Here is a 20,979-nt window from a genome sequence, read left to right as displayed (position 1 = left end):
TATAAATCACGATTCAAATACTGTTTTTGGTAAAGTAAAATTGCGTAATTTCAATAATGTCAATGGGCCACCACCTAGCTGAGTACGTAAAATAAATTTTAGTTTACGTTGATCTGGTGCGTTCCAAATAAGCTCATAGCGACTTGAATCTAATCGTTTTACATATGCAGATTCAAGTAAACGAATCCATGCCCAATCACCACTATAATATTGATAAAGCTTTAATCCTGCCGCATCACCGCTCCAACTTAATTGCGAATAAGGAGAATAACCATCGCCAGGCCAATTAAAACGTTGCCAAGTAGGAGACTGATTAAAATAATCTATCTTTTGTTTATTTATCACCAATTCAGTTCGTGTGATTTTGTTACCACTACGAGGCATAAGTTCAAATGATAAAGCTGCATCTCCTGTAGTAAGCAACTCTACCGATAGGTCATTAAACAATTTTAATGCATCAAGAAATTTAGGTGAAAAATTAAGACCTTGAGCATTAACAGAATTGACAATCCAACTTCCGCCTTTCTTTTCTAATACCCCATTCAACTCATTAGCAATAAAGTTATCAACGATACCTGTATCAGCACGTAAAAAACGTGCAAGTTCGGCTAGTGATGCTTCGTTATCACTATTTTTAAAAGGATAGCGACCAGCAAAAGATTGTTCCCACTGACTGACAATATAATTTTGCCAAAGCTCATTAAATCTATTTGCTGCTGGTATTAACACTACTTGCCATGACTGTTCAAGTGGCTTTTTAAATAAACTATAACCAAACCCAGACCACTCTTCACCTAAATTTGCCGCAATTAAGTTACCATAGTCTCGTGTTTCAGTTAAATCAACAGAAGTGCCTTTAAAAACACTTTTTGCTAATCCTTGCATCATTGCTTGAGGATCAGCGCTATTTGCTATATTTTGCAATTTTAAGCGCACTTGTGTAATACGTAATAGGTAAGTTTGTAAAGAAAGTCCATTTGTATTATTGTTATTAAGCAAACTCGTGACAGGCGAAAATGTTGCAGTTAACGGTCCTGATGCTTCATTATTTATCGGTAACCCTGTTTTGGATTTATTTCCAATCAATTCTTGTGCAGAACGAATTAAATTATCTGACAAACCATCACCTGAATAAGCAACCTCAGACTGGTATTTCACAACATTGATTAAAGCAATTAAAGGAGACTGACGGGTATCTGCTAGCAATGTAAGTTGTTCAATAACATCTGAAACATTATCAGATGAATGCCATTGAATCGTATTTAAAAAGAGTAACCATGCTGCACCATACTCACTGAAATAACGATCGGTAAGTTGTTTTTTTAACATATCAGAAGAAATTGAAGCGGTCAAATCACTTTCTCCGTCACTCAAAACCCAGTCAATCTGCTCTTTTCTATTTTTTGCGACCTCCTCAATTTCATCTTTAATGGTATCATCCCAAGCTTTGCGGGTATAGACACCTGGAATCTCGGTATCAGTAGAAAACAGCATTTGGCTGTCTAACCCTTCAAGTAGCTGATTTAAATTTTGATTTTCATAATGTTGGCTAGCTCGTTGAATCATCTCTTTATAAAGAGTATTAACAGTATTTTGTACACCAACCTTATTAATTAAAATTTGTCTAACATCTTTAACTAAACGAGTATCACTACTTAATGCCCAATCAGGATGCAAATTAAGCATTTCCCCCCAAAAACGAACCAAATCAGGCATAAGTTTTTGCCAGTCACCATCACTCACACCTTCCGGGGAACGCCATTTTGTTGTGGCAAATTGGCTTAAATAAAACCCATCACTCTTATCAGGATGCCCCATCATTAAATAGGCTTTTAATACATCATATGCAGAATCGACTAATTTTAATCGTCTAGGATCATTTGGTGCTAATTCAGTTAATAAAGTCAAATAGTCTGTCATAATCTTGTGAAATGGCGTAGCAATATTGCGTGAATTTGTTGCCCGATAAGTAAGCCACATTCTTTTGAGCAATTCATCATTATGATTCAAGCCAAACCGATAAAGTAAAGGAGCACCATGCTGTTGACGATAAAGTAGCTGTTCTAAATGTTGTTGTAACTTATGCTGTATTTGTAACTGTGAGATATAATCTTGCTTAATGGAATCATCAGCCAGCTTGACAAGCTCAACGCTATCATCAATGAGCGAGGCGTTTCGGAAATATGACGTACAAAGCGCCATACACATCACGACCATCAGCGAAAGTAGCGCATAACAAGACCAAATATCCCACTGTACTCCCATTCTTTGCCCAAATTGTGAATTAGCATCATTTCGAATTGATTGCCACGTGGGGGTCATTACTAGGGAATGCTCAAAAGTGGGCATTTCTTCATTAATTTTTGATTGATGTGGTAAGAAGAAAAGCCCTCGAACATTAGGAGAATAAGGAAAAGAAATCAGCGATATTAAATAGCATTTAATATTTTTAATATCACCCTTCACTAAATCCTGACTAAGTTTAAGTAAAAACGAATAGTTCGTATTATCTTTGACTTGTCTTACACCACGTTGACAGCAATCTTTTGCTAATTGATTGAGAGAAACAACGACTGATTCCATTGTCTCTTGGTTTAACTCGGTAAAAAGTAAACCAGTGCTTTGTTCAATACGCCCAGTTTGATCCCATTCACTTTGTTGTCCCGCAACTAAATAAAGTGGAGAAGACCATTTTAAAATCTTATTACGAGCTTGTAGCTTTAATACGGCCTTTTCAAGTAATAGTTTTTGCTGACGATTATCATCAAGATAATGTTTAGAAGTAACCCAAATAACAGCATTTAGTGGTTTACTAAAAAATGGTAAAATGCGAGAAAAATGACTTTTTAGGGCTTGTAACCACAATGTATTTGGGTCATCTTGAATATCACCACCATATATCATTAACGTATTATCACTAAATTGCCATTGATCTTTTAATAAATGAGGAAACAAACGCTCAACATCGGAAGGTTGTCCCAGCACTAAACACTTACAAACTTTATAACGCCAAAATATACCTAAACGATATTTACACTGTTTTTCTATCTCCAGAAATTCGGTGAAAGGAACTATTTTGGGTTGCTTTGATTTTTTATTTTTTTCAGGATTAAGTTGCTCATGTTCTGATTTTTCCTTAGTCCATAACTTATATCCCATTGTGACAATAACTGGCAAAAATATAAAACCTAATAGCAATAACATCCCTTGTATCCAAACAGTGATTTTTTCTTTTATTGTGTGATAACCTAATGTGTCACCAAAAAATATAATTGCTAAAATAAAAAAGATAGCACCTAATAATATAAACAAAATAAAACCAATATTTTTCCATTTATTTTTCATGTACTATTCCCCATTTAAAGCTGTCACAACTGAAAGTAACCATCGGTTTTGTTGCATTACAGCAATTAGATTATTTTGTTTTGTTTTAGTTGTTATGTCACATGCCAATGCCAATGTAAGCCAATAAGAAGCCTTTTGTTGATTACCAACATAATTTTCTAATTGGCAAATTAATTCAAGGGATATTTTTTGTTCAGCTAATTGTTTAATAATATTTAATCGTTGATTATTATCTAAATTTGCTAAAAAAAGCTGCTTAACCTGATGAATTTTGGATTGCATTTCAACCATCTGCTGAACACCCAAAGGCATATCCGAGGTTATCATTGGACGTAAAACTTCACTTTTCCCAATATTAATAGCTAAATCTTGATAATATACTTTGTCTATCAATAAAAAAGAACATAAAAATGCCCCTTCCGATGAAGCAGTATTATTAATGATAATTAATTCTATAGATGATTTAGAACTATCAATCAGTTCCATTAATTTATCAATATCCACATCCGCTATAATATGATGAGAAAACACATAAGGTTGTGTTATTTTTGCACTTCTATAAGCATCATTAATATCTTTTTCAATAAGTCCATATGATTCAGGTAAAGAATAAACAGTAACATTGATAGGATCTTTGGTAGGAAGAAGAAGCAACATATCTCTCATTGAAAAAAATAAGTCCTCAATATTTTTACTCAAATCAAATGTAGAATCAAATGCTAACGATTTATTAATCCTTGAAGTAAAAGATTCATTATTTTCCCAAATATCATTTAGGTCTAGCTGATTAGGTAAAACATAAAAACTATCAAGAATAATTAATGATTGCATTGCCCATTCTTGCCAATTTTGTTCAATATGTTTTTGTTCATGTTGCCATATTTCATATTTTTCTTGTGCAAGCCCATAAAGATAAAGACGAACACTAATAGCAATACTTCCTATTGCAACCGAGATAAATACAATACTGAACCAAAATGCCCATTGTGAAAAATAGTTTTTATCAGACCATATTAAAGCAAGAATTACACTAGTTATTAAAGCTAATATGATAAAAAAGCATAACCACCTTCCAGCATGCAACGGCTTAGGCGCTTTTATTGCATCAATAATAGTAGGTTTAGGCCAAGACATTATACTATCCCATTACCGCTGAGCTAATTGTAGAAATTACTTTACAGCCACATTCACATAAACACTGATCAATGACCACAAGCTTACCATCAGAAAAGCCCATTTTAGCTCCTTCAATAATTTTATTTATGCCATGATCTTTTTTAGGACAACTGACTAGATCACCAATCAAAGCGACAGGTTTTCCTTCAATTATTGTCGTTGAGGATGCTGATATGACCGAACCACCATGTGTTGTTGGATCGCCTAATCGAACCACATTTTTACCCATTGTTTTATTCCTTCATTTTTTATATTTATGATTTATTGACTAAATCTAAAGTCTTTATATTTGAATCGATTTTAATTTTCTATAAAACAATACATTCCTAGTTATCATAAACTTATTGTCTAAAATTGATAGAGCCAGCTTGGTTGATTGATTTCCTTTATATTTGCAACTTAGTTTACATTTTCATTTTATATTTACGCGATATCTTATCAATAATTAAAAATTACTCTAATTACCGTTTTTATTAATCAATATATAAAGATATTCTGTAGAAAGAAAATCTTTCACTATAAAATGTTATCTGATTTAGAATTAATTTTAAATAATGGCTACCTTTATTATTTACATTGCTTTCTTTTTATTGCTAACCTCTATTCGCTTTTTTGCCAAGTACGTTGGCTCATAGTAAAAAGATATCATATATTCATCTAATAATTACTACTACTTATCTTTCATTAGACAGTCTATAACGTAAGGTAGATATCGCTTAACGCTATTTGTTTAATTTTTAATATAAACGCTGCCACCGTCATCTCGACGTAATAATGTCCATGTAATATCGGTATAGGTTTGCTTTGTATCGCCATCAATAAAGGGCGCTACTTTATCTCCGTTGATTAATTCACGGTACTCAATTTTGCCGTTAATGGTTGCAGAATAAAGCCCAGTATGGGGGCAAAGTTCACCTGTTTTAATACAAATGGGCACAGCTAACCCCGTTTGGTCGGGTGTTTGCTCTATTTGTTCATCTGTTTTAGGTAAGTCGGTTGCAGTGACATCATCAAAGCGGCATTGCCACTCTTTTGATGTGCGATCATTAAAGCGAATTTCTCCATTGATTGAGCCAAAACCTAATGAACCGATTTCAGGTGCTCGTGCTGGTTTTAATAGTGTATTAACGTTGACATAGTGCTTAGGGTAAGGGTTACGGCTTACATCGCCTAGTTCAGGAACTTCACCAGCCCGAACAACAACCCCATCCTTGTACGGGTAAAAGGTAATTGCTTCGTCTTGATTGCGTTGTTTTAATTCATCAAGGCTGCCTAATTTATCGGTAACCAGCTGATTACTAAGGATAGTGAGCCAGTTAATGCATTTAAATCCACCTCGAAAGCGCAAATCACTTTCAACATTTGAAATATCAAGCCCTAAGTATTTATGTGCTAATTCATACTCTAAATATTGATAATCATAATACTCATGGCTATGTTGAATACCTAAACCAAAAAAGCCATGCATAGGCTGTAAAATTTCGCTGATTTGACCTATTAACTCCACAAGTGAGTCCACGCCAAAACTTTTAAGCTCATTAATTGGTAAATAAAATTGAACATAGCTTATTGATTTATGTACCTTTTCATACCACTCTGGCTTTGAAAATGTTTCGATAAAATATTCAGGAGTAAAATCTAAATTATCAACATTACTCCAATAAAAATTTAATGTATCTAAAGCATATTCGTTAATCAATTCCAGTTTTTGCGCTAAACTAAACGCTTGATAAGGGTATAATTTATTCGGGTTGGCATTAAAAAAACCATGTTTAAGTTTATTGCCCCAATACTTATCATAGAGCGCTAACACTTGACCGATAGCTTGGCGTTTTTCGGGTTTATAGGCTTTATCTAAGTAAAAACAGCCAACTAACCCCGTTTTTATTGCATCTTCAATATTATCAGGATCTAAATAGTGACCATAGGTAAACTTATTATAATTTTGCTGATATTCGTCTAATAATTGCTGTAATTTATCTTTCATCATTTATCCTATTAATTTAGACTAGCTTAACTGCCTATAGTTACATTAATCTGTTGTTGGTTCATCGCCTGGCGTAAAATAGTAGTAAAACTGTTGTCGATAAGGGTAGTAGTGAATTAAATTTTTATTTTTGTCCTCCCTTACTTGCTCTCTATTTTGTTTTGCTGAAGTTGAATCATCTTCAAATTGAAGAAGACTCTCTAACTTATTAAAATGATATTTCTGTTGATAGCAATAGTCAATTTCAATCAGGCGATCATCTTCGTACTTTAGCCTTTCTTGCTCGGTAATTTGGGCGTAATAGGTAAGTTGTTGATTCGGCTCTAATACATAATTGTTTGTTTGGGTTTGCTTAGCGGCCAACGGTAGCGAGGCTGTTGTCGCTGCTGCGGCCACAGTGGTTTTTGTTATAGGTGAAAACTTAATAACTTCAGCCCCATTGCGAACAACTGATGTTGTCGCCCCCATTTCAGGAATCGATGCTACTAAAGGTGCCGTGCTCATTGCACCTATAATGGAAACCCCTACTGCCGCTAATGGGGCGTTAACAATCGCTTCATGCCTTTGTACATAGCGCTGCACAGCATCTACCGCTAGTTCCATATTATAATGATCAGGAGCCAACAATTGTGGGCGGCTGTACTCAAACTCTTGTTGGTTAACCCATTTTATAATGTGTTTTGATATCGCATCATATTCTTGCTTCATCTGTTGTTCAATGGTTAATGCTAGTTTAGTGTTAGTCATTGCCTCTTCGCCTACAATTGCATATAAGGGATCTGCTTTGGCATTGGTGAGCATCTCTTCTTCCTCTTTCCCTTTACGTCGACGAAATTCACACTGCTTTAAGGTCATTAAGCGAAATTTTTTAATATCACCACTTGCAATTTTTAAATAATCTTCACGTTGATCTTTACTAAGAATATCACCAGGAAATTTTATCTCAATGACGGTATCAATATTATCAGGGTGATATCCTGCGGCACCTAATAATCGGTAGTTCTTTTTCTTTATGACATCTGGAATGCGAATCATACCACGCCCATTGGGAAACCGTTCTTTCGCAACATCAGGGTTGATGGTTCGATAAGCTTCAACAATATCATTATCACCACTTCGCTTTAGCGATAATTCGTTTTCGAGTGTGGTTTTATCTACCATAGGATCAACCACGTCAACCTCACGAAAATGAAATAAATAACTTCCTTCAGGATCGCCGTATCTATTCAGTTTACGGTATTCACGGTAGATCATACGAAACTTTGATAAGGGATATCTACTAGGCCTAAATGACTCTTTATTACTAGTAAGTGGTACTGGTGGTTCTTTAGCCATATTGTATCCAACTTCACCACAGTAAGGAAATTTATACTCAGAGTTTTCAGCATCTTGCCTAATCCACATTGTCACTTGCCGTTGATAGCGTGGTGTACCGTTTTTTGCAATGAATGGAAATTTTTTTGCTGCTTCCATTTTTTGGCATAAATAAACAATATCAAACGGATGTGTTACAGGTAGTACGGTTCCTGATGTATTCTTTTCTGTAGTAGCCGACTGACTACGTCTGGATGTTGGTCTTGCCCTTGGTTTATCAATTATTGTTGTCATTTTTATTATCCTAAACATCATTAAAATCAAACTGAACAATTTTACCTGTTGCGATATGTTTTGCCTTGAAAGTATTTTTAGAGCTTTCTTCTCGTGCTGAACCTGTAATGGTTTGCGGTTCATCGGTAAACACACGCTTTGTGCGGCCTTGAGCATCGGTTATACCAGTCAATGTTTGTCCATTTACTTCGATTTCATAGGGATAAAAAGCTAATGGTTCACCCGTTTCATGATCGGTTAATATAAACAATTCACTGTAACCATTAATGCCTGGCAAATTAAAATAAGGAATGGATAATGTCGCCACTCCCATCTTCTGCATCACATTACACTTAAGATAGATATTATCCTGCGTACCAAGTTCAATGCCTTCACTGCTGATTTTGATATAAGAGCCACCGCAGATTAGAGTTAATTCATCGCTCGCTGTGATAGTCACCTTACCATCGACACTATCCACTTTAATATCTTGCTTGGCGGCCATATTAAGGTTGGCATTTTGGGCTTGCACCTCGATATCACCTTGGTTGGCAAATATTTTCATCCCCGATTTTTGGGCAAATAAGCCAATCGCTTCAGCCGATGAAACAGTGATGTTGTTTAAAGCGTTAATATCGGTTTGGTTTTCACTGGTTAAGGTGAGGCTGTTAGCTGTCGATAGTTGAATGTTTTCAGGGCTGGTTAGGGCGATACCTTCTTGCGCATAGGCCAGTAAGCCACTTTGGGTTAGCTGAGTTAAGTTGGCTTTAAGTTGGTCTTGGCTGTCGGTATCGGCGCGGTGTGCTTCAGACTGGGTAGCGGCATTTTGGAGCGCTTTGGCAATCGATAAGGCATTTTCAAGTTGGGCAATCGCCGCTTGCATATCGAGCTGTTTGCCTTGCGCTTTCGGCTGGGTTTGGGTGGTTAAGTATAGGCCTCTATTGGTGGCAATCGCCCCCCATTCGTCGGTGCGCAGCTCAAAGCCTTCACCACGTTGCCTTTTTTTATTATCGACCAAATGCCCCAAATTAAGTTGGGTTTTGCCGTATTCGGTGGCCAGTTTAATATGCTCTTGCCCACGTTTATCATCCATGCGCAGTTTGTTATTAGCTGGGGTACGAATGACATTGCGATGTTTGTTGATGGTGGTGACATGGTCAGGGTGAGCACTATCATGCATTGCATGGGCAATATATGGCCTATCAGGATTGCCTTGCATAAAGGCGATGGCCACTTCAGTGCCGTCAATTAATGGAAAGTGAAAACCATAGGTGTTACCCGCATAAGGTTTGGCTAAACGTAGCCATAAGCTTTCCGTGCCACTTTCCCATTGTTTCAGGTCAACATTAAATTTAACCCGATAGCGTCCTTGCGGGTCGATATAGCCATAGGTGTCATGGTTGGGACTGGTGACACGGGCAGGTAATGTGCCACTAACTTGTGGCCAGCGGATGGGGGCGGGGCGATAGGGTTTTAAGGCTTGATAAGGAATGGCGGTAAAGGTGAGTTCATAGGCATCAGTGCGATTACCTTGCCCCTGCACACTTAAAATAATCACCCCGTCATTGATATCTGCCAGCGGACTGCCATTGATGTTAATCCATTGACCGGGAGCAAGGTTATAGTGGTTACTCTTGCCTTTGAGGATAATTTTCTGGCTAATGGCCTGTTCATGGCGAATACGGGCATACCATTGACCGCTTTCAATTTGATTATCGTCATGTCTGTTATTCTCATTAGGATTATTGCCGTTATCACGATTATCATTATTAATATTGTTATCATCATCACCGTTATTATCATCACTATTTTGCGGGTTTTCTTGTCCGTTGCTATCTAAGCCTTTATAGTGCTCGGCATAACGGTAGTCAGTGCCATAGGTGGTGCTGTCTTTGGGTTGGGTGTTTATTTCGCCCTGTAAATCGGCTAGGGCATCACGGTAGTTATAGTCTTGTACCTTGACTGAGGAGACCACCACTTCGCTATGCAAGCTGATATCCCACACACTTTCAACGCCCGTATCTGCCATGCCACTCGGCGGTTTATAGTCGATATCAGCCACTTGCGCATAGCCTTGCTCATAATCACTTAACACTATTACATCACAGTTGTGCTCAGCGTGCGTTTCAAAGCGAAACCAGATACCGACATCGGCCAATAAGCGTTGAATAAATTCAAGGTCACTTTCTTGCCACTGCGTGATAAACTCCCGCTCAGGGTAGCTATCTTTTAGTTCTAGACGGTAATCAATGCCTGTCAAACCATGACTGCGTAGTACTTCTTCAACCACACTGACCACGCTTTGATTTTGAAATATGGCATTATGTTGCCCCACAGCCAACCGTGCTAAGCACGAGGATAACACCACTTGATAATGGGCTTCATCTTTATTGACCGATAACTGACTAAACTCAGTAATCACCCCATGCAAGGTGCGTTTATTACTCAACGTGGGCAAGTCACTTAATGAGCGGATAGCGGAAGTTAATGGTTTGTTGATAACAGGATTAAAGGAGAAGGTCGATTTTTGATTAAGAAAGGAATCAGGCGATAAGGTTTTATCAGTACAGGTAAAAGTAATCACATAACGCCAAGGCTGGTTTAACGACTCATCATTATCAATATGCAAAACCGAAATCGGCGCCTCCAGCCCGTCAACCGTTAAGGTATAGCGATTATGGCTAACCCCACTCAAACCCCCCATTAAATCGCCAAAACCTTCACCGAGTTGCTCCAGAAGACGATTAAGTTCGTTTGACATGTTGTTCTCCTATTTATTTTTTACTCTGTACGACTAGCTGTTTCTTTTTCTAATTGTTTTTTATTACTGTCTTTTTCCTCTATTTATTTTTGATACTTTTGAGGATACTTTTTTTACCGTTGTTGCCTTTTTAGCTTTTGTTGGCTTAGTTTTACTATTTTTCGTTACCCATTCAAGTACAATGCCATCTGTTTCGCTAAAGTCGAGTTGTAACGTTAGTGATTGATTGTTTTGGCTGTTATCCTGCTGTAGTAACAAGTTAGAAACTACTGGTAAGATTTGTTGATTTAAAATACTATCGATATTACGAGCACCTGTATCTGGCAATAAGCAAGCTGAAACTAAAGTATCGTAAAGTTTTTGACCAACATTAAACTCAATTTTGTAATGTTTTTGTAATCGAGAGGCGACTTTATTTAATTTCATTTCAACAATTTTGCGTAGTGCAACATCATCTAATGGTTTATAAATGACAGTTTGAAAACGAGCTAATAATGCTGGTTGAAAGTGTTCACGTATAATAGGGCGCAATAATTCTTGCTGTGTTGCAATATCAGCATTTGGTATTTCATCAAATAATGCCATTAATTCATCGCTGCCTAGGTTAGAAGTCATTAATATTAAGGTATTACGGAAATCAATTTCACGGCCTTCACCATCACGCATAAAACCACGATCAAATACCTGATAAAATAGATTCAATACATCACGATGTGCTTTTTCAACTTCGTCTAATAGTACAACGCTGTATGGACGCTTGCGAACAGATTCCGTTAAGATTCCACCTTGACCATAACCCACATAGCCAGGAGGAGATCCTTTGAGTTGTGATACTGTATGTGATTCTTGGTATTCTGACATGTTGATCGTAAGCAGTGATTGTTCACCACCAAATAGGGTGTCTGCAAGCGCCAATGCTGTTTCGGTTTTACCCACACCAGAAGGGCCAACTAATAAGAATACGCCCATCGGCGCATCTTCCGAGGTTAAACCTGTTTTTGCTGCGCGAATTCTTTTGGCAATTTCAAAGAGTGCATTATCTTGGCCCACGACACGCTGACGCAAATCATCTTCTAACATAAGCAAATGGTTTTGTTCATCTTTTAATAAACTGTCTAATGGAACGCCAGTCCAATCAGCAATGACAGAAGAGACAATTCGACTATCAACGTCCAGTGATAATAAAGGCGAGTTTTTTTGTAATTCACTTAATTTTTGTTGTGTTTCGATAAGTTGTTTTTGAATTTTCTGATCTGGCTTTGACGTTAATTTTTGGCGTAACTCAATTAATGTTTCAATCAGTTTTTTTTCTTTTTCAAATTGTGTCTGTTGAGTTGTTAATTTTGCTTGTAGCTCATCAAGTTGCAAATTAATTTCTGTTATACGATCTGTTGGTAGGTGTTCCCCCAGTGCTAAATCTGCTTTGATAGCTTCTTTTTCTATAGTTAATGAGTTAATTTTCGCTTCAAGCAGTGTAATGGATTCAGGAATTGTATCAAGCCCCATACGCACACGCGCTGATGCCGTATCAAGTAAATCAACGGCTTTATCGGGTAGTTGACGACCACTAATATAACGTCGAGAAAGTGAAACCGCAGTTTTAACTGCTTCATCTAATATATGTACGCCGTGATGTTCTGCATATCGCAATTTTAAACCACGTAACATCAGACTGGCCTTTTCGTCATCGGGTTCATCGACTTTAACGATTTGAAAACGACGCTCTAAGGCCGCATCTTTTTCAAAATATTGTTTGTATTCAGACCATGTTGTTGCAGCTATAGTGCGTAATTCGCCTCTGGCTAGCGCTGGTTTCAATAAATTTGCTGCATCAGCGCCACCAACTGAATTGCCAGCACCAATAATAGTATGTGCTTCATCAATGAAAAGTAAGATTGGCGTCGGTGATTGTTGAACAGCTTCAATCACATTTTTTAACCGTTGTTCAAATTCACCTTTTACACCAGCGCCAGCTTGTAGTAAGCCAAGATCAAGCATTAATATATTCACTTTTTCAAGATTTTTAGGTACATTGCCTTCTGCAATGCGTAGCGCAAGTCCTTCTACTAATGCTGTTTTACCAACACCGGGATCACCCACTAAAATTGGGTTATTTTTGCGACGACGTGATAAGATATCAATCATTTGCCTTATTTCACTATCGCGACCAAATACAGGATCGATTTTTCCTGTTTTCGCTTTTTCGGTAATATCTTCGGTAAATCGGCTAAGTGCTACTTGATAGTGTTTTTGTTGTGCTACTTGTTGTTGATTATTATTTAACTGTTTTGTCTTGTCGATATCATCATTTAAGTACAAGTGATTTGAGTGATATATGTGTTGATTGGCTGCACTTTCATCCGAGGTCTCATCTAACTGAGCACGCATTTTTTGTAATGAAACAACTGATAAACTAAGTAGTTGCCATGCATCTTGTGCTTTTAGACAATGGGGCATCTCTTGTAGGGCTTGTAAAATATGTATTGAACGAATACTTTCTTCGTGATCTTCAAGCGAAGCCTTTAGCCATGCTGATTGTAATATTGCAATCAACGATGACGATAAACTTGGTTTTGTATTAACTGTGTGAGGTAATATCTCTAGATAATTCAATAATCCTTGCCAGATTTTATCCAAATCTAACTGATAATGCCTTGCAACCAATGAAATATCACCAGATCCTTGTTCTAATAATTTTAATAACCAATGTTCAATTGTGATTTCTGGATGTGTTCTGGTTTGGCATAATTCTGCTGACGCTTCAAGTGCTTTTGCGCAGAATGAATTGAGGCGTCTTAATAAAGCAGAAGGATCTGTAATCATTACTCTTCCTTTCATTATTTTATTGTTAATTAAATAATTGTTGATTCTGTCATTACAACAGAATCAACATAAATCACATTAAGCTCTACTTTCAACCCAGCTGTCTGAGTGAATGATATTGCCATCTTTGTAAGTCCATGTGATTTTTTCGTAACGTAATTCGATACGTTCTAGATGATTATATTGTTCTTTTGTTGGATCTTTAATATTGTGCATCTCTGGTTTTATAGACACAATTTTTACGTTATCCATTAATGTGTTAAAGTACTCAATTTCTTGACCTGCATCATTAATTTTGTACCATTTGATTTCCACAGATTTTAGGTTTTGACCTGTAGTTACGGCTTTGTAAAGATAAGGTGATGAAGCATCAACTTCTTTAACAAATTCGAGTGCTTTATGTACTCGTGTACCAGTTAATTTACCAGTATTACCGTCAGTTGGAATGTAGACTTTGTGATCAAACTCAACTACTTCAACACTCCCTTCTCGTCCGACTACAGTTACAGAACCTTTAATTTCTGCTCCGCCATCATCTTTTAAAAACATATACGCTGGAACTGCCATTGTTTTACTCCTTTTTTGTTTGTTAAAAATATTTAATTTTCATTTGCCAAAACACAATTTGACATTTGAGGAACTAAACTAATTTCTACTCGCCGATTTTTTGCGCGTCCTTCTAAAGTATCATTACTTTCTAACGGTTTTTTTGCTCCATTCCCTTGGATTGCAAAACAGGTTTCAGGGATATCGCTGGTTTTTATGATCCAGTTTCGTACAGCTGTAGCTCGATCAAGTGATAATTGAATATTCTTATTGTCATCTCCTGTTGAGTCAGTATGCCCTGCAATTAGAATGAGCCATCCCGTTCCTTGGTTAGCGTTTATCTGTTTCTTCATTTCAACCAATGCATTGATTAATATTTTGGTTGAATCAGATTTTAAGTTTGATTGCCCACTTTCAAATAGAGACAAACTATCCAAACGAATCACTGGAGGAGGATCTTTCATGATAACTCTTTCTTCTGTAACAATAATTTCTTTTGGTTCCGGTGGTTTAGCAATATAATCACTCATGGATATATTTAATGGTTCAAGTAATTGTTGTCCATGATAAAGTCCCATCCCTAAACGAATAGGCTCTCCTTGAGTTAAATATTGATTCAACATTGCTCTATCTTCTTTGAGCAACTCAAGCGCTTGTCGCTTTTCTTCATAACTGTCCATCGAAATTAAACGGTAATGTTGAATATCATTTTGTATTTGCTCCGAGAGTTTTATATTGTTCCAAAATGATGAACCCAAACATCCAATAATAAATAAAGAAGTAATTGTAATTAAGCCACAGATCAATGTCCCAATAGGTGAAAATGGGTAAGAGAGTGGCATAAATTTAACTAAAGAATCTGGTGGTGTTACGTTTTCTTCAATTTTATAGCTATTTGGTAATGGTAAAGTAGTGATGCTTTCCCATTGTTTTTGCATAATATTGTTATTTATAATGGATTGATTTATAGGATAAATCGCCATTGCTGTGGGGTTGCATTGAGCAATAGGCTGTTTTGTATCAACTAGTGTTGTTAAGACAATGTTTTCGATCCAAGATTGTGTTTCAGTTAAGAATGGTCTTAACCGTAATCGTCTTTCCCGCTCACTTGACGATATTTTTATATCATTAACCCAATTATTTAATGGCGATAAATAACGATCGAGTAGGAACAACTTGTGATCAACTAATTGAAACCAGTAAACAGGCAATGGGTTTTGTTCATCATAAATTAAATTGTTTAAGCCAATATGGATTGATAAGTAAACAGGTAATTTATATTTTGCGATTCTACATGTGTCTACCCATGACTGACGAAACGCCTGTAATTTAGCAATAAAGAATCCTTGTTTATCCTCAAGTTCAGGAGCTAAGGCAAGAAATATACCAATTCGCCCAAGCATATCCGGCCATTTTGCGACTAATGAATCATAAACAATGGATAAATGCGAAAACTCACCAACATATATCCAGACTGCCTCGGACGAAACCACAATATTCGATTCAGCTAACGATAAGTCCTCAGGGAAAAAGTCTTTAGCTGCACTACCTGTTACCAGTAAAATAGGCAAGCGGTAACGTTGTTTTGCCGGTAATAAATCAAGTTTCTGGGTTAAAAATTCAATATTTGTTGTTGATGAAGAAAGTAATTGCTGGTAATGTCGTATTTTCCATAATAACCCACCAGTAATAATTAGAATCAAAAAAGTAGCTATGATTTTCCAGCCAAAGGTTATTGGTAAAAAAACAAATAGTAGCAATATACTTAATATAGCTGCATAAACAATTTGGATTCGCTTAGGGTAATTACTCATAATATTCCATTTAACCAACAATTTTTCTAATCAAAATATCAAGTCGATAATCTAATATAAAGTAAAGAATAATACTCAAAACAACAGATAATGCAGTACAAGATAACAATATTGTTTTACGTCCTAGATAATGATAAGTCTTGGTTTGTTCTACAATAGGATGAGACTGATCTGGTTCATATTCTCGAACAGCTTCACGCAGAGCCAAAATCAAATGCTCTCGTTCCATTTGTGGTTTATCAAGATATCCACCTTGAAATCCGAGTCCAAGCACTCTATCAAAGCCACTTAATACGAATAAATCTTTTTTATCTGCTTTTAAGCGACCACGAATTTTTTCAAATAAATCATAACCAGCATTATGAGTGTTAAAAAATATGACTTGTAGTGGTGCTCCTAACCACTCATCATAGTTTTGGTTTTTGGGATTATCTCGATGGCAAAGCAATACAGTTTCATCTAATAATGCACATAAAGCATAACTAATATCATCAATCACATCTTGACTATATTGAGCGTTATATAGTGTCTCACGAACAGTAGTCACTTGTTGTTTACAAAGTTCATATAATTTATGTCCCGATGGAATATCTGCTTTTGCTTTTAGTTGTACAACAACCAATATTGAATCTCGTAATAATTCATCAATATCTATTGTTTGTGATTCTATACTCATAATCTTGATCCTATGACCGCAAAACAGCGAAAAGTTCTAATGAAATATCGGGCATTGCTCTTGGTACGTAAAATTCACAACATCGAGTAAGCAACATATTTTTTGCCGCGTTGTGTGATAGATCCAGTGCAAAGTACTGGTTTTCTAAACGCATAGGAATTGCAGCTGGAACGTGGCTAAGTGCTTTTATTGGAATACCTGATAATGCTGAATGTATAATTTGCCTTACATCATCTGGAGCCCCTGCTTTACATAATATTGGGAACTGGGATTGTAATTGGTGTCCAGGCATACTTGAACGTACAGAAAGATAAAAATCAGCATCTTCCACAAGACGAGAGTCGTTTAAGCGACCAGTCCAAAATGTATCTTTGTCATGAACTAAATCAATTTTAATTACTCGAGATGGTAAGCTCTCTTCTAATAAATTACGTACTAATCCAAATAGTGGAGGGAAGACTTCATTAAGTTTGTCATGTTGATAGGCTGGGATACTATCCATACCATTTTTTAATGAAAACGTTAACAATGCCCCCGTTAATGCAGTTAATGTTTTATAGAGGTTTTCTGGGTGGATTGTTGGATTATCACGTAAGAATTTAAGTTGAGGTTCAAACGTATTTAATGCATTTAAAAGCCAATATATAGATACATCTGCTATTGCAAATTCAGCCATTTGATCATTGCATTCTCGACGCATTCCCATTAAACGTTGGCGTTTAGCTTGAATTTGTATACATAAAAGTTCTAGTTCTTTTATTAATGTTCCACTTTGAGTAAACAAATTAATTAGCGGCGGAAGATAATCAAAATCAAGCACAAAACGACCGTTTAAGTCTCGCCTAAGATAGGCTATTGGGCATGTTAAATAATCGCTATGATCTTCAAAATCAAATAAAAAAGTTAGCGCATAACGTTCAACAGCAATGGTTTCAGTATTTTGTCCAAACAGATCAGTTACTTCAACCCATTCTTGCCGATAACGAAGGGGTCTTTCAAGCTGTTGGTTTTCTTGTAAACAATTTCCCCCGTTAGCTTGGAGTAACGGTATGCCGATCAATACAGTAACTTCTTCATGCTCAGGTGGAATGTCTGTATTTAATATTCTGGCATTGGGTAACTTATCTGCAGTATCGGTGTCAATTAGTACTCCATCAGGAAAACGAATACTAATTGATTCAGCCTGCAAACGATCGACTGTGAGTGCTTGCGTATCAATGACCGCCTTTTCAACTCCCCAAGGATTGGCTATAGTCATAGAAGCCAGTTTTTGAGAAGAAAACTGTTGCCATAATGCCTGCTGTTGAAATTGTTGAGGTGTCAAAAAGACACCTTCATTCCATAAAGGACGAAAAATTTTCATGAATCCTACCACCCAAATTTTTTGATATTAAGCTTTAGCTTTTGGCATCTGTGACACCATTGATAAATTAATATCCATTCCCTCTATTTGGAAGTGAGGAATTAAAAATGTCTTAACGCGGAAAAACCCTGGGTTATCTTCAATGTCTTCAACAATAACTTTAGCTTCTCGTAATGGATGTGAGGCTTGAACTTCGTCACTTGGATCGGTCATTTCGGTAACAAGATTGCTAATCCATTTGTTTAATTCTAGTTCAAGTATTCGGCGATCTTTTGTTGTTCCAATATTTTCTCGTTGAATTACTTTCAAATAATGAGCAATACGAGATAACAAGAAGATATATGGCAAACGTGCATTAATACGGCTATTTGCGGTTGCTTCTTTTGTATCATATAACGCAGGTTTTTGTGTTGAATTTGCCGAGAAGAAACAAGCATAATCTCTATTTTTATAAAAAGAAAGCGGAATAAAGCCCAAATTAGCAAATTCAAATTCTCGTGTCTCAGGAATAAGCACTTCAGTTGGAATTTTAACTTGATTACCCGTTCCTAAATCGTAAAGATGAATAGGTAAGTCTTCAACAAGCCCACCAGCTTGAGGACCACGAATTTGTACGCACCAACCATTACGAATAAAACTTTGTACCATATTGGCAGCAAAAGCATATGAAGCATTAGCCCATAAATAGCGGTTATGGTCAACACCTTTGACATCTTCAATATAGTTAAAATTACGAACAGGAACAGTATCTGGGCCATAAGGTAAACGTGCCAGCACTCTTGGTAATGTTAATCCAATATAACGTGAATCATCTGTTTCGCGGAAACTGTTCCATTTTGTATATTCTGCGCGATCAAAATAATTTGAAATATCTTTAATTGCAGCAACTTCTTCCATGGTTTCTTTACCAAAGAATTTAGGGCCTACAGCGCCAACAAATGGCATATGCGCTGAAGCAGCAACTTTTGAGATATTACGTAATAAAGCAATATCTTGAGGATTGCGATCGAACTCATAATTTGAGATTGTTACACCAATAGGTTCCCCACCTGGGGTATCATATTCTTGAATATAGGTATGGCGATAAAAACCAGTTTGAATAATTTCTGGTGCATCTTCAAAATCTTGACGAAGCTCTTCTTTTGATACATCTAATAACTCAATTTTTACATTACGTCGAAAATCAGTACGATCTACTAAAAACTTTAAACCACGCCATGTTGCTTCAATTTCTTGGAACGTTTCGTTATGCATAATTGCATCTAATTGGCGGCTTAATTTTCGGTCAATTTGGCTAATATGATAATCTAATAAATGCTTGTCTAATTTTTCAACTTTTTGCGATGAGCTTTGAATCAATTTTAATAAAATATCAACAGCCATTGTAACGCGTTCATCTTGCGAGGTTTCAAATAATACATCATTATCTTCGTATTTTTCGATTTCACCTACTTTTTGGATCGGATTTAGATTTATTTTGTTAAACAGAGATTGGTAAACGCTACCATGATTTTCTAAAACAGTATTGCTTGCATTTTTTTGTTCTTTCTGTCCGCTCATTGTTTTTTCCTTATTGTTATTCAATAATGATATTTAATTTCGAAAGTGACTAGATAGTTTATTAAAATACTTATTTTGTGTTTTCAGATACAATTGATTCTAATTCAGCACGAAGCTCATCAGATAACTGTTCATCTTTTACTATTTTTTCTAGTTCGTAACGAAATGTAGCGTTATCCAGTAAGTTAGATTTCAAATCTCTTAATAAGTTACGCATAGCCAGCAAAGAACGAAGTTGAGGAATATTTCTTGCGACTTGTTCAGGTTTAAAATCATTCATTGATTCAAAAACAAGATCTACGCTGATGTCACTGCCGTCATCAGCAAGTGTATTTGGTACATTAATTTTAGCCGTTGGTCTAAACTCTTTTAGCACAGCATCAAAATTATTTTTATTGATAGAGACTTTTTCTTTTTCTGAAAGAGGACGTTTATCTTTACCTCGCCCATAATCACCAATAGATAAAATTTTTAATGGTAATTCAACTTTCTTCTGAGCCCCTCCAGTATGAAGATCTAACTGAATATTAACACGAGCAGGAGGGACTTCGTTTTGATAGCTATTTGACATACTTGATTCCTTATAGAACTAATAATTTAATAGTGTAATAATTTATGCAATAGAAACTACAAAGCATCTTCTTAATATTAACCTATCTTATTTTCTTTTAAATTACAATAAAATTACATAAAATTACACATTTTATAAAAAATTAACTAATTACACAAGTATAGATAGTTTTCAACACTTAACAAACCAGTAACGTTGTAGATGTAATAATTTAATAACCGTAATTTTAATCACTCAAAAATCGTTCAGGAAAATTATTGATTTTATTGAAGTTTTTATTTTACTGTTTTTTCAGGAAAACATATCCCACTCGTTTGCTTCTGATGCCTAATTAGACAAAGCTTATCATTACGGTCTATAAAGCAAGCTGCCGTCACCTTCCTAGATTGATAAAAATTGATACCCTTATCTTTTTTCTGGCAAATGTGTTTTTCCTGCTATCTAATTAATCAATATAAATTAGTTATATTAATCAAAGGTATTTTAAAAATAAGGGTTAAAATTAATGCCAAAAACGCTTATAATTTGTTTTTTATGTTGTTGCGTGTAAAACCACAGTAGTAGTGTAAGTGGCTAATAAATAATAATATTAAACTGAAAAAGGAAAGGAAAAGGCATGGCAAACAAGTTTGACCCATTGGTTGACAAGTTAGGTGAGGGATTGGTTAATGGGTTAATTGATGGATTGAAAAGTGTGAGCCATAATCGGTATACGCTAACAGTGGAGGGGCTAAGTTCGCCAGTGTCGGTGTTACAGGTTAAAGGCGATG

Annotated in this window: 13 protein-coding genes; all 13 read right to left on the bottom strand. The window is 36.0% G+C overall.

Annotated elements, in window-relative coordinates; all coding sequences use genetic code 11:
- Nucleotides 1–6: 6 nt before the first annotated feature.
- A complete protein-coding gene (locus GQ594_RS08900) occupies nt 7–3,345 on the bottom strand; it encodes an ImcF-related family protein (RefSeq protein WP_160412338.1) in 3,339 nt (1,112 codons plus the stop codon).
- Between the two features lie 3 nt (nt 3,346–3,348).
- Nucleotides 3,349–4,479 (bottom strand): hypothetical protein, encoded by a 1,131-nt coding sequence (locus GQ594_RS08895; protein WP_160412337.1) that lies wholly within the window; start codon nt 4,477–4,479, stop codon nt 3,349–3,351.
- A gap of 4 nt (nt 4,480–4,483) precedes the next feature.
- Nucleotides 4,484–4,750, bottom strand: coding sequence for a PAAR domain-containing protein (locus GQ594_RS08890; RefSeq protein WP_160412335.1), 267 nt, complete (start codon nt 4,748–4,750; stop codon nt 4,484–4,486).
- A 501-nt stretch (nt 4,751–5,251) separates the two neighbouring features.
- Complete coding sequence (locus GQ594_RS08885; RefSeq protein WP_160412333.1) at nt 5,252–6,508, bottom strand: type VI immunity family protein; 1,257 nt, start codon at nt 6,506–6,508, stop codon at nt 5,252–5,254.
- 45 nt (nt 6,509–6,553) lie between these two features.
- Nucleotides 6,554–8,116, bottom strand: a complete 1,563-nt coding sequence (locus GQ594_RS08880; protein WP_160412331.1) for a hypothetical protein — start codon at nt 8,114–8,116, stop codon at nt 6,554–6,556.
- A gap of 10 nt (nt 8,117–8,126) precedes the next feature.
- The gene (locus GQ594_RS08875; RefSeq protein ID WP_160412330.1) at nt 8,127–10,856 is read right to left on the bottom strand and encodes a type VI secretion system Vgr family protein; all 2,730 of its coding nucleotides are present in this window, start codon (nt 10,854–10,856) and stop codon (nt 8,127–8,129) included.
- Nucleotides 10,857–10,919: 63 nt separating this feature from the next.
- A complete protein-coding gene (gene tssH / locus GQ594_RS08870; RefSeq protein WP_160412328.1) occupies nt 10,920–13,679 on the bottom strand; it encodes a type VI secretion system ATPase TssH in 2,760 nt (919 codons plus the stop codon).
- 78 nt (nt 13,680–13,757) lie between these two features.
- The gene (locus tag GQ594_RS08865; protein WP_065590676.1) at nt 13,758–14,246 is read right to left on the bottom strand and encodes an Hcp family type VI secretion system effector; all 489 of its coding nucleotides are present in this window, start codon (nt 14,244–14,246) and stop codon (nt 13,758–13,760) included.
- Nucleotides 14,247–14,278: 32 nt separating this feature from the next.
- Nucleotides 14,279–16,039 (bottom strand): OmpA family protein, encoded by a 1,761-nt coding sequence (locus GQ594_RS08860; protein ID WP_160412326.1) that lies wholly within the window; start codon nt 16,037–16,039, stop codon nt 14,279–14,281.
- A 10-nt stretch (nt 16,040–16,049) separates the two neighbouring features.
- Entirely contained in the window at nt 16,050–16,715 is a 666-nt protein-coding gene (locus GQ594_RS08855) for a DotU/TssL family secretion system protein (RefSeq protein WP_160412324.1), read from the bottom strand.
- A gap of 10 nt (nt 16,716–16,725) precedes the next feature.
- Nucleotides 16,726–18,078, bottom strand: a complete 1,353-nt coding sequence (tssK, locus tag GQ594_RS08850) for a type VI secretion system baseplate subunit TssK (protein ID WP_160412322.1) — start codon at nt 18,076–18,078, stop codon at nt 16,726–16,728.
- A gap of 27 nt (nt 18,079–18,105) precedes the next feature.
- Nucleotides 18,106–19,638: a type VI secretion system contractile sheath large subunit gene (gene tssC / locus GQ594_RS08845; protein ID WP_160412320.1), complete on the bottom strand. Its 1,533-nt coding sequence runs from the start codon at nt 19,636–19,638 to the stop codon at nt 18,106–18,108.
- 70 nt (nt 19,639–19,708) lie between these two features.
- On the bottom strand, nt 19,709–20,209 hold the full coding sequence (gene tssB, locus GQ594_RS08840; RefSeq protein WP_160412318.1) for a type VI secretion system contractile sheath small subunit: 501 nt from the start codon (nt 20,207–20,209) through the stop codon (nt 19,709–19,711).
- Nucleotides 20,210–20,979 lie beyond the last annotated feature (770 nt).

The organism is Gilliamella sp. Pra-s52, from assembly GCF_009795805.1.
In the GTDB taxonomy this organism is placed as follows: domain Bacteria; phylum Pseudomonadota; class Gammaproteobacteria; order Enterobacterales; family Orbaceae; genus Gilliamella.
This window is presented reverse-complemented; position numbering and strand designations above follow the sequence as displayed.

Coding starts and splice junctions, on each gene's coding strand:
- GQ594_RS08900 (WP_160412338.1), bottom strand. CDS start 3,345: ATGAAAAATAAATGGAAAAATATTGGTTTTATTTTGTTTATATTATTA.
- GQ594_RS08895 (WP_160412337.1), bottom strand. CDS start 4,479: ATGTCTTGGCCTAAACCTACTATTATTGATGCAATAAAAGCGCCTAAG.
- GQ594_RS08890 (WP_160412335.1), bottom strand. CDS start 4,750: ATGGGTAAAAATGTGGTTCGATTAGGCGATCCAACAACACATGGTGGT.
- GQ594_RS08885 (WP_160412333.1), bottom strand. CDS start 6,508: ATGAAAGATAAATTACAGCAATTATTAGACGAATATCAGCAAAATTAT.
- GQ594_RS08880 (WP_160412331.1), bottom strand. CDS start 8,116: ATGACAACAATAATTGATAAACCAAGGGCAAGACCAACATCCAGACGT.
- GQ594_RS08875 (WP_160412330.1), bottom strand. CDS start 10,856: ATGTCAAACGAACTTAATCGTCTTCTGGAGCAACTCGGTGAAGGTTTT.
- tssH (WP_160412328.1), bottom strand. CDS start 13,679: ATGATTACAGATCCTTCTGCTTTATTAAGACGCCTCAATTCATTCTGC.
- GQ594_RS08865 (WP_065590676.1), bottom strand. CDS start 14,246: ATGGCAGTTCCAGCGTATATGTTTTTAAAAGATGATGGCGGAGCAGAA.
- GQ594_RS08860 (WP_160412326.1), bottom strand. CDS start 16,039: ATGAGTAATTACCCTAAGCGAATCCAAATTGTTTATGCAGCTATATTA.
- GQ594_RS08855 (WP_160412324.1), bottom strand. CDS start 16,715: ATGAGTATAGAATCACAAACAATAGATATTGATGAATTATTACGAGAT.
- tssK (WP_160412322.1), bottom strand. CDS start 18,078: ATGAAAATTTTTCGTCCTTTATGGAATGAAGGTGTCTTTTTGACACCT.
- tssC (WP_160412320.1), bottom strand. CDS start 19,638: ATGAGCGGACAGAAAGAACAAAAAAATGCAAGCAATACTGTTTTAGAA.
- tssB (WP_160412318.1), bottom strand. CDS start 20,209: ATGTCAAATAGCTATCAAAACGAAGTCCCTCCTGCTCGTGTTAATATT.